18 protein-coding genes are annotated in these 13,664 nt (G+C 32.6%); 9 read left to right on the top strand and 9 right to left on the bottom strand.

Translation table 11 applies throughout. The annotated features are described in order from the left end of the window. Window positions 1-213: 213 nt before the first annotated feature. The 5 genes from MK119_RS12305 to MK119_RS12285 all read right to left on the bottom strand — a co-directional run bounded on the left by MK119_RS12305 (window position 214) and on the right by MK119_RS12285 (window position 2,826). Window positions 214-930, bottom strand: a complete 717-nt coding sequence (locus MK119_RS12305) for a hypothetical protein (RefSeq protein WP_290679110.1) — start codon at window positions 928-930, stop codon at window positions 214-216. Window positions 931-940: 10 nt separating this feature from the next. Next, window positions 941-1,663 carry a polysaccharide deacetylase family protein gene (locus MK119_RS12300; RefSeq protein WP_290679107.1) on the bottom strand — a complete coding sequence of 241 codons (723 nt, stop codon included), beginning with the start codon at window positions 1,661-1,663 and terminating at the stop codon, window positions 941-943. Window positions 1,664-1,879: 216 nt separating this feature from the next. Beyond that, the gene (locus tag MK119_RS12295; RefSeq protein WP_290679104.1) at window positions 1,880-2,158 is read right to left on the bottom strand and encodes a hypothetical protein; all 279 of its coding nucleotides are present in this window, start codon (window positions 2,156-2,158) and stop codon (window positions 1,880-1,882) included. Window positions 2,159-2,203: 45 nt separating this feature from the next. Beyond that, window positions 2,204-2,518, bottom strand: a complete 315-nt coding sequence (locus tag MK119_RS12290) for a linear amide C-N hydrolase (RefSeq protein ID WP_290679101.1) — start codon at window positions 2,516-2,518, stop codon at window positions 2,204-2,206. 164 nt (window positions 2,519-2,682) lie between these two features. After that, window positions 2,683-2,826, bottom strand: a complete 144-nt coding sequence (locus MK119_RS12285; protein ID WP_290679098.1) for a hypothetical protein — start codon at window positions 2,824-2,826, stop codon at window positions 2,683-2,685. Window positions 2,827-3,080: 254 nt separating this feature from the next. Here MK119_RS12285 and MK119_RS12280 point away from each other — a divergent pair, with 254 nt between their 5' ends. The 5 genes from MK119_RS12280 (at window position 3,081) to MK119_RS12260 (ending at window position 6,748) form a co-directional block, all read left to right on the top strand. Then, a complete protein-coding gene (locus tag MK119_RS12280) occupies window positions 3,081-3,836 on the top strand; it encodes a glycosyltransferase family 2 protein (protein WP_290679095.1) in 756 nt (251 codons plus the stop codon). A 99-nt stretch (window positions 3,837-3,935) separates the two neighbouring features. Next, window positions 3,936-5,003 carry a glycosyltransferase family 1 protein gene (locus MK119_RS12275; RefSeq protein ID WP_290679091.1) on the top strand — a complete coding sequence of 356 codons (1,068 nt, stop codon included), beginning with the start codon at window positions 3,936-3,938 and terminating at the stop codon, window positions 5,001-5,003. A 139-nt stretch (window positions 5,004-5,142) separates the two neighbouring features. After that, window positions 5,143-5,745 (top strand): hypothetical protein, encoded by a 603-nt coding sequence (locus MK119_RS12270; RefSeq protein WP_290679088.1) that lies wholly within the window; start codon window positions 5,143-5,145, stop codon window positions 5,743-5,745. 253 nt (window positions 5,746-5,998) lie between these two features. Further along, window positions 5,999-6,160: a hypothetical protein gene (locus MK119_RS12265; RefSeq protein WP_290679085.1), complete on the top strand. Its 162-nt coding sequence runs from the start codon at window positions 5,999-6,001 to the stop codon at window positions 6,158-6,160. 201 nt (window positions 6,161-6,361) lie between these two features. After that, the gene (locus MK119_RS12260) at window positions 6,362-6,748 is read left to right on the top strand and encodes a hypothetical protein (RefSeq protein WP_290679081.1); all 387 of its coding nucleotides are present in this window, start codon (window positions 6,362-6,364) and stop codon (window positions 6,746-6,748) included. A gap of 52 nt (window positions 6,749-6,800) precedes the next feature. On the opposite strand, the gene MK119_RS12255 is transcribed toward MK119_RS12260, so the two are convergent. After that, entirely contained in the window at window positions 6,801-7,751 is a 951-nt protein-coding gene (locus MK119_RS12255) for a hypothetical protein (protein ID WP_290679078.1), read from the bottom strand. Between the two features lie 6 nt (window positions 7,752-7,757). Next, window positions 7,758-8,303: a class I SAM-dependent methyltransferase gene (locus MK119_RS12250; RefSeq protein WP_290679075.1), complete on the bottom strand. Its 546-nt coding sequence runs from the start codon at window positions 8,301-8,303 to the stop codon at window positions 7,758-7,760. A gap of 126 nt (window positions 8,304-8,429) precedes the next feature. On the opposite strand from MK119_RS12250, the gene MK119_RS12245 reads away from it, so the two are divergent. Together MK119_RS12245 and MK119_RS12240 are read left to right on the top strand one after the other, a co-directional pair. After that, the gene (locus tag MK119_RS12245; RefSeq protein ID WP_290679072.1) at window positions 8,430-9,338 is read left to right on the top strand and encodes a glycosyltransferase family 2 protein; all 909 of its coding nucleotides are present in this window, start codon (window positions 8,430-8,432) and stop codon (window positions 9,336-9,338) included. After that, a complete protein-coding gene (locus MK119_RS12240) occupies window positions 9,335-9,829 on the top strand; it encodes an L-threonylcarbamoyladenylate synthase (RefSeq protein ID WP_366512806.1) in 495 nt (164 codons plus the stop codon). Before MK119_RS12245 ends, MK119_RS12240 begins: the two co-directional genes overlap by 4 nt. A 71-nt stretch (window positions 9,830-9,900) precedes the next feature. Here MK119_RS12240 and MK119_RS12235 read toward each other — a convergent pair whose 3' ends face one another. Beyond that, window positions 9,901-10,419 (bottom strand): hypothetical protein, encoded by a 519-nt coding sequence (locus MK119_RS12235; RefSeq protein ID WP_290679069.1) that lies wholly within the window; start codon window positions 10,417-10,419, stop codon window positions 9,901-9,903. Window positions 10,420-10,775: 356 nt separating this feature from the next. Here MK119_RS12235 and MK119_RS12230 point away from each other — a divergent pair, with 356 nt between their 5' ends. Then, complete coding sequence (locus tag MK119_RS12230; protein ID WP_290679067.1) at window positions 10,776-12,200, top strand: HD domain-containing protein; 1,425 nt, start codon at window positions 10,776-10,778, stop codon at window positions 12,198-12,200. Then, on the top strand, window positions 12,201-13,241 hold the full coding sequence (locus tag MK119_RS12225; RefSeq protein WP_290679065.1) for a COX15/CtaA family protein: 1,041 nt from the start codon (window positions 12,201-12,203) through the stop codon (window positions 13,239-13,241). Here MK119_RS12225 and MK119_RS12220 read toward each other — a convergent pair. Further along, window positions 13,238-13,513: a hypothetical protein gene (locus MK119_RS12220; protein ID WP_290679062.1), complete on the bottom strand. Its 276-nt coding sequence runs from the start codon at window positions 13,511-13,513 to the stop codon at window positions 13,238-13,240. The genes MK119_RS12225 and MK119_RS12220 overlap by 4 nt on opposite strands. Between the last annotated feature and the right edge of the window lie 151 nt (window positions 13,514-13,664).

Here is a 13,664-nt window from a genome sequence, read left to right as displayed (position 1 = left end):
AAGAGTTCTTCCCTAAGAACTCTTTTGCCTGTAAAGACAATAGCTAAGCGTTTATTTTTTCTTGAGTTCCGAAGCTATATCTACCCACTTAACATTCCAATGAGTACCTTCTTGATTTCCAGTTGTGTAGAATAAACATTTATGATCTGGAGTTACAAAAGGATTTCCTTTTCCAGACGTATTTTTTGTACTATTTAGTTTCTTAGGATTACATCAATTTCCTGTACCATCATTAAAACTAATATATAAATCCAGTTGATTTCCTACGGTAGCAAATAGCATATACTCTTCATCATAAGAAACATACGGTGTACATTTATCTCCATTTAAATTTGTTGCCATTAAAACTTTCTGTGCTTTTCCAAATGTACCGTTATTGTTTTTAGAGTGATATATATCCATTTTACTATAATCTAAATTGCTAGCATGAAAATATAAATTTCCAGCGTTCGTCAATATAGGATGTGAAACTACTTTGTCTCTTAAGTTAGGAATATCTACGTATACAGGTTTGCTCCACTTTCCGTTGCTCTTTTCTGATTTCCAAATATGCCACGTTTTAGCAACACCTTCTACATTTGTTGGTCTGGTAGAACTAAAATAGAGCGTATTTCCATTAGGAGAAAAACTCATTCCATGGTCATTGTATTCACTATTGAAAAAAGCTTTTTCAGGGATAGACCAATCTCCTTTTCTTTTTTCTATTACATATACATCAAATTGTGAGTAATCTTTGTTTGATAATGTATAGTAGTAGTTTTTGAAATCTGGACTGAATATTCCTTTGTGAATTAACTTGTTTTTAGGTGTAAGTTCTTCTTTAAAAAGTAATGGTTTTTCTGCAGGAACTGTTTCTGTCAAAAACTTTGTTTGGTCATTTTTACAACTGAATAAACAAGCAAGAATCAGTATGAGATATACTTTTTTCATTCGTTCTGTATTAGAAGAAAAGTGACTTTCCACGACGCAACTTAGACACAAATTTTCGTAAAGAATCTTCTCCTTTAATATCTAGGCGTTGTACTTCGTAATTATTTTTGAAAGGATATTTATTGATACGATTTCCAATACGCAATCCAAACGCAACTTTATGCTCATACAAGGTTTCAAAAAATGTTTGTTGTTCTGGATTTTTTCGCGGAAACTTTCCGTATGGATATGCCAACACATTACTTACATTCAATTGATTTTCAACAATAAATGCTTCACACTTTTCAAAATCTTCATTGATTTCTGCTACAGATAGTTGATCGTATTTTTTGTGCGCAAACGAATGCAAACCAAGTTCAATTGTTGCTTGGTCCATGCTTTTGAGTTGCGCTACAGACATAATTTCTTCTTTTCCTGTATTCCATTCATCAATACCACCAACATATTGAAATGGAATGTAGAAACACGCCTTCAAGTTATATTTTTGAAGCAATGGATACGCCAATTCGAGTTGATTTATATAGACATCATCAAACGTAATAATGACTGCTTTTTTTGGAAAATCGGCAGGTGATTTTAATCGTTGCAAGTCGCCAAAATGTAAACTTGTATACCCGTTTTTTTGCAGGTATTGAAATTGTGCTTCTAATTTTTCAATAGAAATGGTGAGTCCTTTACTTTGAGAAGCATCTGCAGTTACGGCATGATACATTAAAATAGGTAAGTTTGGCATCTGTCTAATATAAATTCACAACAAAACTACTAAACTTATTCAACTTGCAACAACTAAAAGTATAACAGGTTACGGTTTTGGTAAAAACGTAAATAATTTTTCTATTTTCAAGTATTGATTCATATTTCCACTTACATAACCTCTATTGCAATCTTTAAAACTTCATTTTCATCTAATTCCAGTTTGAAGGCATATCCTTTTTTACCTTTTAATTTATCAAAGTTGACATCTGTTAGGTTTATCCAAATTAAAAACGGACCATACGTGGAACGGAAATAGTATTGTAAACTTGTTGAATCTACAAAAAATGTATTGTGTTTTGCTTAAATCGTCAGTACCAGAACCTTCATTTTTGGTAGCTGGTTGGGCTGCAGTATTGATAACAGATGCCAATCTTGCTAAAGCTAGTGAACTATCTGTAATACCTACAGGCAATTGTCTTGTAAAATAGATTGCTCTTACAAATCGACTTAAAGCTAAATTTGATCCTGGCAATAATGCTGGAGCTCCATTTTGCTCATATTTTTTATTAAGTTCATCCTAATACACCAACGATCCTATTTGTACATTGAATTGCGGATCGTTTGTCATAACACGTCTCTGATCTAAATTATAATAATGTATTTTGTGTGGATACTCTTTAAATACTCTCACATTGGTAAAAGCATGCAATTCTTCTTTCATATATTCAAAAATAGCAGAGTTTCCTTTTTTATCTCCTACTGATAAGTGGTAAGTAACTAGTTTTGTGCTACCAGGAATTTTAGTAGTTTGAATGTAAATATCTCGCATTGCATTAACAGCATCTTTTACATTATTACAAACATCTAGTATGTATTGCGCCCAAATACTCATGCTTATTGGTATGCATTTTCGTGATGTGGTCCTTCAGCATACTCAGAGGAAGGCAAGAATAATAAATTTACGGTCAGTCCTTTAGAATTCAATCCATCGGTATTTGAAATATCAAAATTAGATACAATAACACTGCTATATTTTGATGTCCATTTAAACTCTTCTCAGCCCGATATTTTTACCATAGCTTTTCTTTTCATCTTGGAGGGTAATGCCCATAATTGGGGCGTTGGATTGTCTGCCCAATCCATATTTCGTCCTACATAACTTTGTTTTTCAATCGGCGTATACATAACTCGTGCACACATAATAATTTGGTTTAATTTGAGGCTAACAATTTATTTCCCCTTCTTTTTGTAAGTAATTAATTTCAATCATATTAGTAAATTGATTGTAAACTCATATTTTTAATGTTATATGTTTAATGAAAAATGTTCTAAACACACCTTTTCATGATATAAAGAAAAAACACGTAAAACTTTACAGCTATATATTCTTCCTAAAATCATTACTTTTGTCGCGATTACATTACTTTCAAAGAAAAAAGTAGCTTCATCAATATATGAACACAAAAATTAGTGCCTTAGCAATTACGTATAACGAGGAAGCTCATATTGAGAAATATATTGAGCAACTTTCCTTTGCTGACGAAATTATTATTGTAGATTCGTTTAGCACGGATTCTACTGTAGAACTTGCTAAGAAACATGATGTAACCTTGCTTCAGCGAAAATTTGATGATTTTTCGTCACAGAAAAACTATGCTATTGATCAAGCTTCCCACGATTGGATTGTATTTTTTGATTTGGATGAAGAAGTTCCAAAAGCTTTAGCGGATGAAATTATTTCGACTGTAAATTTAAACAATCCAATGAAAGCGTATCATGTAAAGCGCGATTTTCATTTCATGGGAAAACGCATGAAATTCAGCGGTTTTCAAACAGATATTTCAGTGCGCTTATTCAATAAAAATTACTGCCGTTATAACGGAAAACCTGTTCATGAAACCATTGAAACTAGTGAAAAGATTTGGAAACTTAAAAATGCCGTTGCACATCAAACGTATAAGAGTTTTGACAATTACAATGAAAAACTGAGTCATTACAGTCGTTTGCAAGCAGAAGCTTTGTATAAAAAAAATGTACGTCCGAATGCATATCATTTCTTCTTTCGCCCTTTCTATCGTTTTGTGCATCAATACTTTTTACGCTTGGGAATTTTAGATGGAAAAGAAGGTTTTATTTTATGTTATGTACATGCTTTTTCAGTATTTAAGCGCTATTTGCAATTGTGGACCATGTACAGAAAAATTGAATAATTTACGAGATGAAACCGAAATGTTACAATGTCTATTCATTAAGAAAAATGGTTCATGTGAAGTTGCATATGACCACCAAAAAGTAATAAATTCGAACACATGAAAAACGTTTTTTTAGAATCGCATAATATCAAGAACTTGCATTTTGGCTTTGGACAATTTAATTATCATTTGATAAAAGGATTGTATGAAGCGCAAATTAACGATTTTAAAATGACGCTTCACGCGAAAAACCTCAACGTACTTAAAGATGAGTTTGGAAATTACTTTGATTATAAAAAGTATCAATCCTTTCGCCGGTATCCTTTGATGCGCATTCGTAAAAAATACGATTTGTGGCATTCGCTAAACCAAAATATCAAAATTGAACCGTATCATAATATTCCATATTTACTAACAGTTCATGATGTTAATTTCATTGAGGAAGAATCGAGTGACATGCATCATGAACGAAATGTACGTTTTCGTGAAAAACTAGAGCGAAGCAGCGCTATCACATACATTTCAAACTTTGCTAAAGCTTCAACTCATAAATATTTTGAGGTTCCTGATGTTCCTGAATATGTAATTTATAATGGGAATCCAATTCGTGAAGTGACGCTTCCTGAAAACTATCAGCCAAAAGTTACCTCTGATAAACCGTATATATTTAGTATTGGCGAATTTACACCTCGAAAAAACTTCCATACTTTAGTGGAAATGTTAGCCTCATTGCCTGATTTTAATTTAATCCTTTCGGGAAATAACAATACAGAATACGCAAATGGAAAGCTTGCAGAAACCATTCAAAAACACAAACTACAAGATCGTGTATTGATTACTGGAAAAATTGGTGACACTGACAAGCAATATTATTTACAAAACTGTAGTGCATTTGTATTTCCGTCCTTGCGAGAAGGTTTTGGAATTCCTCCTATTGAAGCAATGCGTTTTGGAAAACCTGTATTTTTATCCAACAAAACTTCCTTACCTGAAATTGGTGGTGATCATGCATTCTTTTGGGATCATTACGACGCTGAGTATATGGCAGCAGTTTTTAACAAAGGAATGCATACGTTTGAATCCAACAAAGAATCTTACAAAAACGCATACATTCAACGCGCACAAAGCTTTGACTGGAATGCAACTGCCAAACAATACGAAAAAGTGTATCGTTGCTTGTTGTAAGCTTTTTGAATATCAGGAATTAGAGATTAGGTAATAGGCATTAGAAGTTTTTATTTAGCATTCAGCATTTAGTAAAAAACACCACGCAACCTTTTTCATACATAAACATCTAAGATGTAAACATTAAACCAAAACCGCTATGAAAAAATTATTGATTACCTCAATTCTATTAGGAATGCTATCCGCTTGCAATGTAGATGATGTTAACTCTGATTTAATACCTGTACAAGCTACGGAGAACAATACCGATTGTGTACCTGACAATCCGCCATCCATTTTAGGACGAACCTATTTTAGAAGTGGATTTGTAATTGACGCGCCTGTTGATGTAAATGGAGATGGTGTATACTCAACAAATTTGATGGAGGAACAACTATGTTCTGATCTATCTTTTAGTTTTAGTGATAATTTTAGAGTTTCAAATCCAACACTTGATTTTGTATCATTATATGTAGATAATGACGGTAATGGAAATTTATCACAACGAATGCAATGTTGGCATGCAGATGGAACGGCAAATACATACATGCAAGTTGGCGACACTATTAAGTTTTTCTATAATGAAAATGAATTGCAATTTATTGGAACACTTTCTGAAGATGAAACAACAATTACTTTTGAGTTTCCAAATGAACTTCTATTTGGATTTAACTTTAATACTGGAGGAAATGAAATATTGCTTCAAGATGGAAGCGTCTTAGAATATGAAGGCGGCGCCGTTGTTACATATACGCTACAATAACGAAAAAAGGATATTGTTACATTTAATTAATAATTTTCTTAACTGCTTGACACAGATGCACATGCCTTAATTTTATTAGTTTTTTAAGAGAAAATACCATTATTACATTGTGATAATGGTATTTTATTTTGGTTTAAATCATGGATAACAAAATATGTATTGAAAAACTATTACATAGTTAATTAAAAACATATTTATCATGAAAAGACAACAGATTAAATCGTTAAGATTAAACAAAAAATCAGTAGCTAATATGAGCGGAGGTATCTTGGGAGGAATAGGAGCAACTTGCGAAGGTCCTTGCCGAGGAGGACTGGTTGCTGTAATAGAGCTACTTCATTATGTGTATCTGAAACTGGAGATCATAAATGTAATTGCATGCCTAGAGATCATTAAGATTTCCCCTGCAAATTGACTTTGAAATGAATCATTTTACAGGGTGTTTTTTTAGTTAAATAAAAATTGATCTCAACATCTAAAAACCTTCACTATCACTTTACAAACACGCATTATTTATAGCTGATTTTTTATAAAACATCAATTGTAACAATTTATTTTTTGCTTACGAAAGAGTTTCTTTGTTTCAAACAAACTGTATTCTAAACATAAAATAACAATGGAAAACTTAATCGAAATCAAAAATGATTACAACTCTTTGGACAAACTACATCAGTTTTTAGAAAAAACATCAGGTCATGCATGTTCAAAAGAGTATGATATTTGGGAACAAAGAACAGACAGTAATGGACAAATGGAACAATGCATCGTCCTTAAAAAAAGTGGTATGCATGCTATAAAAGCATTTTTTGTAAATCAAAACACTATAAAAATCAATCACATCATCCCTAACAAAGTCATGAATGCATATTTTGGAAAAAGTGTAAAAGCAAGAAGAAATATCATAGAGATTATTACGAGCAAAATAAAAGAAGCCGTATTACAAAGCTCACAAGAAAAAGCATTCAAAGAATTGGAAAAGGAAATTTACAAAGCTGCAATCTAAAATAGGTCTCCTACAAAAAACATCATTATTACATGGGTAATCATGGTGTTTTTTACAATTCAAAAATAGGTTTCACCCAATTTTCTATTTTGTATTTGGAAAGAATTCCTTCGTCAATTTCTTTGTAGGGAGACATCACAAATTCTTCTGGAATCTCAATATTATTTTCATCCACAACTAAGATATTTTGTGGATGAAAAAAATCATAATTCACAATATCTTTATTCGTTGTAATTAACTTCTTATGATGTCCCAAAGCTTCAAAGATTCGGAATGATAAACCTACCTGCTCGGTGCGTTGTATTTCTACTATAATCTTGGCTTTTTGTATCAATTCAGATACTTGTTGAATAGACTTCTGCGTGGTAATAATCTCCACATGTTCTGCAGGCATCTCGCTTCCGTTATAGACTTGAATATTGTACGTCCAGTTTTTTTCTTTGAGATATTTTGCCAAATTTTCTATCAACGGAAAACGATAATCATTCGTAGAAATATTAAAAAACTGATAGTCAACATCAGTCTGCTTGCTTTCTTCAAAAATATAATTCGTTAAAAAAGATAAGTTGTATGTTGAGACGTCTAAACAATCGTAACTATACACTTTATCAAACATAGAAATGATTTCTACTTTTCGAGGAAAACGACGTGTACTATCGTAATAATACGCGATAAACTTCTTTGTAAAACTTTTGATAAATTGTAAAACTTCATCATTCAACATATCTGGACGAATGATAAAAATTTCATCATGTGCACCAAGTTCATGTAAGGATGCTTTAATACGATCGGTAACAAAAGTCTTTTTTAGATTCTTTCCTAAAAATAGTTTTGAAAAGAAATTCTGCGCCTTATGAAACGTATTTTTATAATGAAATGCTGGTTGATCTAAGTATAAAATTTTAGCTTCAACCGATTCATATTGCTGTAATGCCTTTTGAATATGTGCTGTATATCCAAAAGCAAAAGGCGCAATAATGAGTATTTTTTTAGGAGACTTCAATACAATTTATACGATAATTCCCAATCCGTTACAATGTGGATAGTTATAAACACGTTTTCCTGTAGCTTTCGCAATATCAATTACAGCTCTACGTACTTCTGGAAAGCTTTCTGTATCGTGGAAAATAGTACATTCACTATGCTGTGCTGCCCACAATCCGCATTCGTAGGTTTCTTTGTAATTGTGTACAATATCTACATGTGAAAAATTGTATTGTTTATCATCTTGTTTGATCCAATCGCGGTAATCAGACTTGATCAATTCAATATTTGTATATCCTGCTAAAGAAGCTTTCGTTTTTTCGTAATGATCACCTTTGTGATCTGTATGTTCATCACCAATAAAAATATCCACTCCTTTTACTTCTTTAAAAAAGTTAGAGAATACAACCGAAGAATAGCCAAATTCAACACCAAATTCAATACAAGAATCACGACCAATATCGAAACGCTCTAAAATATCCTCAATAATCAATTCTAAACCTGCCCAAGCCGTGACCATCTCTTTAATCTTTTCCGGTCTAGTCTTTTTGATAGGTTCGTATGTTTCCATCGGTAATCTTTTATGTAAAAGGTATTTTTTAAATTTTGAACGAAGTCCCATAATTGTGGTTTGTGTTTGAGGCTAAAGTATAAAATTCAATATAAAATTGTGTAATTTTGCGCAACAACTGATCGCATGAAAAACATTTCTATAGTTATCATCAATTATAACACGGCAAAATACACATTAGATTGTATCAATTCAGTCGTTACTTTTACAGACAAATCGTTGTCTTATGAAATTGTAGTTATTGATAATAATTCTAATCCTGAAGACTTTGCTCATTTACAGGAAAACTTCCCTAAACACGATCATATTTCATTACATAGAAGTGTGATTAATACTGGTTTTGGCGGTGGAAATATGTTTGGAGCTCAATTTACCAATGGAAAGTATATTTTATTCTTGAACAATGATGCCATGTTGTTAAATGATTGTTTAGGGATTTTGCATACTTACATGGAGAATCATCCGAAAGTTGGTGTAACTACAGCTCAGAATTATGATGAACACAACAAACATGTGATTTCATTTGATCATGATAAAGGCATTCGTAAGTTGTTGTTAGGACGCAGTTTTTTAGAAAAGAATTGGTCTAGTAAATTTCCAAAACGTAAAAAAGAATACACAGAACCTGTGAGTGTAAATTTTGTCAATGGAGCTTTTATGTTCTTTAGACGAGAAGCCTTTGAAAAAGTTGGTGGATTTGACAGCAATATTTTTCTCTACTTTGAAGAAATGGACATTTGTTTCCGCTTACGACAAAAAGGCTATTCAAGTGTGTTAATTCCAGAAGCAAAAATTTTGCACTATCAAGGCGTAAGTACAGGTGTTTCCGAAGCTATTAGCAAAGAAGGCATGATTTCGCATTTATATGTGATTAAAAAGAATTATTCGTACGCTAAATATATATTTATCAGAAGTTACTTTTGTATAAGTTTTCTCATCAAACCTAAAAAATGGTTCATGCTTTCACTCGTTTGGAAAGGTGCACATTTATCCAAATCCTTAAAACAGAAACAACAAATTCGTTTTGACTCATGACAGAAGAAATTCAAAACACTTTAGATCAATTGCAAATGGGGAATACCATTCTGTATCCTACAGATACGGTTTGGGGATTGGGTTGTGATGCTACAAATCCAAAAGCTGTTGCAAAAATTTATGCTTTAAAAAAACGCGAAGAAAGCAAAGCACTAATTTGTTTGGTAAGTGATATTCGAATGTTAGAACGCTTTGTAGAAAACATTCCTGAAGTTGCTTACGAATTACTCGAAGCTTCTGACAAACCCACTACGATTATTTATGACAATCCTATAGGAATTGCAAAAAACTTAGTCGCTGCCGACAATACCATAGCGATTCGTATTCCTGATGATGAATTTTGCCAAAAACTCATTCGTAAATTCAAACGTCCTATTGTCTCTACTTCTGCGAATATTAGTGGACAACCAACACCGAAAAGTTTTAAAGAAATTAGTAGCGCAATAAAAACGAACGTAGATTACGTAGTGAATCTTAAAGATACTGCTTAAACAGTAAATCCTTCAACCATCATTCAATTGCGTTCTAATTGAGATATAAAAATTATTCGAGTGTAATTTTGCTATTCATTGCTGGTTTTTGAATGTATTTTAACAGCTTCCCATTTCCCTGAATCTTCTGGCAATCTTATTGATTTTTCTCTTAAGTATTCATCTTGGTGAAATCTTATAATAGTATCATCCGAAACCTTCCATTTTCCTTTCATCCGCTTTCCTCTTTTTACTAACTTTCCATGATATTTTACATAAAAATCAAAGTCATAAAACTCTGTATCTACTGTCCCTTTTGAGTAATCAATTCTTTCTGCTGCCAATTTTGAATACTTTTTCACAAACTCTAAAGAATTTTTCTTTAAATCGATAGAACCATAAAAATCAGAAGTCAATTTATTATGCTTATCAAGGATAAAACCTTCAATTTTTATAATATTATTTTCGTGTGAACTTTGCACTTTAACAATATCCATTGAAAAAGGAAATTTAGTATTCCAATTTATATGGTCATTTTTAAAATATCCTAACCACAAACCTTTAATATCATTAGGCTGTATAGATTTCTTTTTCTTTAAAAATTCAAACATGTAATAAACAACTTACTTTCACTCAAAGTAATTTACTTATTTTCAATCAAAGTTGCAATTATTAGTTTTCTTTTGGATGATGAATATTTAATTGTTCTTTGAAAAAATCTCAATTCTCAATACTGAATGCTCATATCTAACTAAAATTCCCGAAAACATTCGTAAATTTGCACAGCAAAAAAATAACTCCAAACCATCAGCAATCGTTCAATTGTGATCAAATGGAGAAATTAAGATAATTTGAGCGTAGTTTTGTTGCTCGTTGCTGGTTATTAGTTGTTAGCAATCTTTACACTAATAAACTTCTAAACTTTTCAACTTCTAGACTTCAAAAAACGCTCCAAGTAGTAGAATTAATGAATTACAAAGAAGCCTTACAACTCGATATATTTTCAACCATCTCAAAAGCAGCATCCGAATTACAATTGGAAACCTATGTAATTGGCGGCTTTGTACGCGATTTCTTGTTGAAACGTGGAGATGCAAAAGATATTGATGTAGTGGCAGTAGGAAGTGGAATTGATTTGGCAAAAAAAGTCGCTTCACTCCTACCAAACAAACCTAAAGTCCAAGTGTTTAAAAATTATGGTACTGCCATGATTAAAACCAAGGAAATTGAAGTAGAGTTTGTAGGCGCTCGTAAAGAAAGTTATGAACGTGGCAGTAGAAATCCTGCGGTAGAAAACGGAACACTTCAAGACGACCAAGATCGTCGCGATTTTTCTATCAATGCCATGGCGTTGAGTTTGAATGAAAGTACTTTTGGGGATTTACTCGATCCATTCAATGGTTTACAAGATTTGGAAAATAGACGAATCGTAACACCACTTGATCCAGATATTACCTATTCAGACGATCCGCTACGTATGATGCGTGCTATACGATTTGCAACGCAATTGGATTTTAAAATCGATCCTGTTTCGTTAGAAGCTATTACACGTAATTGTGATCGTATTAAAATTATTTCAAAAGAACGTATTGTAGTAGAGTTGAATAAAATTCTCATGAGTACAAAACCTTCTATAGGGTTTATACTTTTAGAAAAAACACAGCTATTACCTTATATATTACCAGAATTAGTAGCACTAAAAGGTATTGACGAAATTGAAGGGCAACGCCACAAAGACAATTTTTACCATACCTTAGAAGTTGTAGACAACATTTCTGAACATACTGACAATGTTTGGTTGCGTTGGGCAGCATTGTTACATGATATAGGAAAAGCTCCAACCAAACGTTTTAGCAAAAAAGTAGGTTGGACATTTCACGGACACGAATTTGTCGGTGGAAAAATGGTGTTCAAACTCTTCAAGCGTTTGCGCATGCCGTTGAATGAAAAAGTAAAATTTGTTCAAAAAATGGTTGTTATGAGTTCGCGCCCAATTGTACTATCACAAGATGGTGTGACGGATTCTGCTGTACGCCGTTTGGTGTTTGATGCAGGTGATCATGTTGAAGATTTAATGACACTTTGTGAAGCAGATATCACCACGAAAAATCCGCGAAAATTTGAACGTTATCACAATAATTTCAAAATCGTTCGTGAAAAAATTATTGAAGTCGAAGAACGCGATCATATACGTAATTTTCAACCGCCAGTTTCTGGTGAAGAAATTATGAAAACTTTCAATTTAAAACCTTCCCGAGAAATCGGAATCATAAAACACGCCATTAAAGAAGCAATTCTGGAAGGCGATATTCCAAATGAATACGAAGCAGCACATGCATATATGATCCGCAAAGGAAAAGAATTAGGACTCGTAGAAAATACCGAAAGATAAATGAAGAAACATTTTCACAACATTGCCAAAATTACTTTAGTTTTAGTATACTTAGTTATTATTGCTGGCGCATTTGTGCGTATGACAGGAAGCGGAATGGGTTGTCCAGATTGGCCAAAATGTTTTGGATACTTTATTCCTCCAACAGAAGAATCACAATTACAATGGCAACCAAATCAAACCTATGAAGACGGAATGGTGATTATTGTAGATGAAGCTTTGCAAGTGGCCAAAGAAGATTTTACAACTTCCACAACGTTTAAACAAGAAAATTGGGAACCATACACTGAGCATGATTATGCAACCTTTAATGCGTTTCATACGTGGGTTGAGTATATCAATCGTTTGTTTGGAGCTTTAGCTGGCTTAGCCACGTTACTACTTTTCGTAGGTTCATGTTGGTACTGGAACGAAAAAAAAATCATTACATTTTTATCATTCTTTACCGTAGCTGGTATGGGATTCCAAGCTTGGCTTGGAAAAACGGTAGTTGATTCAAATTTAGCACCATTTAAAATTACCATTCACATGATCATGGCGCTAATCATTGTAGCTGCACTATTATACATTGTACATATTACATCTAGCAAAACAAAAGCACATAAAAGCGATCGCTTATTTAAAAAACTATTATACGCTTCCATAGTATTAACAATGATCCAAACGATCTTAGGAACACAAGTTCGACAGTTTGTAGACGAACAAATCAAAGCTATTGGTGAAACTGGACAATCGTTATGGTTAGCCAATCCTGAACTCGATTTTTATATTCACCGTACATTTTCTATTGTTGTATTGTTAGTAAATGTTTGGTTGTTTTACCGTTTCAGAAAGCTAAAATTAGGGTATGGAAAAGTATATTGGGTAATGGTTTTATTAGCCTTAGAAATCCTTTCGGGAATTGCCATGTATTATTTTGACTTCCCATTTGGAACACAAACCATACACATTGTCTTAGCCACGATATTATTCGGAATTCAATTTTATTTGATCTTAGAAGCTAACAAAGCACGAAATAGTCAAGCCATAAAAACTGCTTAACCTTCTTTATTAATAAGAAATAATTTGCCTTTTTTCCCCTCAAAACTGAAGGAGAGAATCAGTTCTTTAACGGTTAATTTTTCTATTTTTTGTATGGTTAATCCTGTTTCATCAGTTAAATGAAGTTCGTTAGTATCTTCTTCGTATTTCCACTTTCCTGAATATTTTACACCAATTGACATGATTTCGTGTTCACCATCTTCGTGAAAAATCATCCAACTTTCTTCATCTGATACTGAAGCAAAATCACGTTTATCTCCATCTACTTCCATGTATGACATATGCCATTTTGTAGCACACAAAAGTGTTAAATCAGTTTTTTGTTGCAGACTGGTCGTTGAAAATGAACAACATAGAAAGAATGTGAAAATGGTTACTAAATGTTTCATAAAGGATTAAGTGTAAAAGCTAGTTTTTCTTAAT

It is taken from the genome of Kordia sp. (assembly GCF_022447245.1).
GTDB lineage: Bacteria > Bacteroidota > Bacteroidia > Flavobacteriales > Flavobacteriaceae > Kordia.
Note: the sequence above shows the minus strand (reverse complement) of the source record. Positions and strands in the feature narration are given on the sequence as shown.

Excerpts from the sequence above, each read along its gene's own strand:
- MK119_RS12305 (WP_290679110.1), bottom strand. The coding sequence starts at position 930 with ATGAAAAAAGTATATCTCATACTGATTCTTGCTTGTTTATTCAGTTGT.
- MK119_RS12300 (WP_290679107.1), bottom strand. The coding sequence starts at position 1,663 with ATGCCAAACTTACCTATTTTAATGTATCATGCCGTAACTGCAGATGCT.
- MK119_RS12290 (WP_290679101.1), bottom strand. The coding sequence starts at position 2,518 with ATGAGTATTTGGGCGCAATACATACTAGATGTTTGTAATAATGTAAAA.
- MK119_RS12285 (WP_290679098.1), bottom strand. The coding sequence starts at position 2,826 with ATGTGTGCACGAGTTATGTATACGCCGATTGAAAAACAAAGTTATGTA.
- MK119_RS12280 (WP_290679095.1), top strand. The coding sequence starts at position 3,081 with ATGAACACAAAAATTAGTGCCTTAGCAATTACGTATAACGAGGAAGCT.
- MK119_RS12275 (WP_290679091.1), top strand. The coding sequence starts at position 3,936 with ATGAAAAACGTTTTTTTAGAATCGCATAATATCAAGAACTTGCATTTT.
- MK119_RS12270 (WP_290679088.1), top strand. The coding sequence starts at position 5,143 with ATGAAAAAATTATTGATTACCTCAATTCTATTAGGAATGCTATCCGCT.
- MK119_RS12265 (WP_290679085.1), top strand. The coding sequence starts at position 5,999 with ATGAGCGGAGGTATCTTGGGAGGAATAGGAGCAACTTGCGAAGGTCCT.
- MK119_RS12260 (WP_290679081.1), top strand. The coding sequence starts at position 6,362 with ATGGAAAACTTAATCGAAATCAAAAATGATTACAACTCTTTGGACAAA.
- MK119_RS12250 (WP_290679075.1), bottom strand. The coding sequence starts at position 8,303 with ATGGAAACATACGAACCTATCAAAAAGACTAGACCGGAAAAGATTAAA.
- MK119_RS12245 (WP_290679072.1), top strand. The coding sequence starts at position 8,430 with ATGAAAAACATTTCTATAGTTATCATCAATTATAACACGGCAAAATAC.
- MK119_RS12240 (WP_366512806.1), top strand. The coding sequence starts at position 9,335 with ATGACAGAAGAAATTCAAAACACTTTAGATCAATTGCAAATGGGGAAT.
- MK119_RS12235 (WP_290679069.1), bottom strand. The coding sequence starts at position 10,419 with ATGTTTGAATTTTTAAAGAAAAAGAAATCTATACAGCCTAATGATATT.
- MK119_RS12230 (WP_290679067.1), top strand. The coding sequence starts at position 10,776 with ATGAATTACAAAGAAGCCTTACAACTCGATATATTTTCAACCATCTCA.
- MK119_RS12225 (WP_290679065.1), top strand. The coding sequence starts at position 12,201 with ATGAAGAAACATTTTCACAACATTGCCAAAATTACTTTAGTTTTAGTA.
- MK119_RS12220 (WP_290679062.1), bottom strand. The coding sequence starts at position 13,513 with ATGGAAGTAGATGGAGATAAACGTGATTTTGCTTCAGTATCAGATGAA.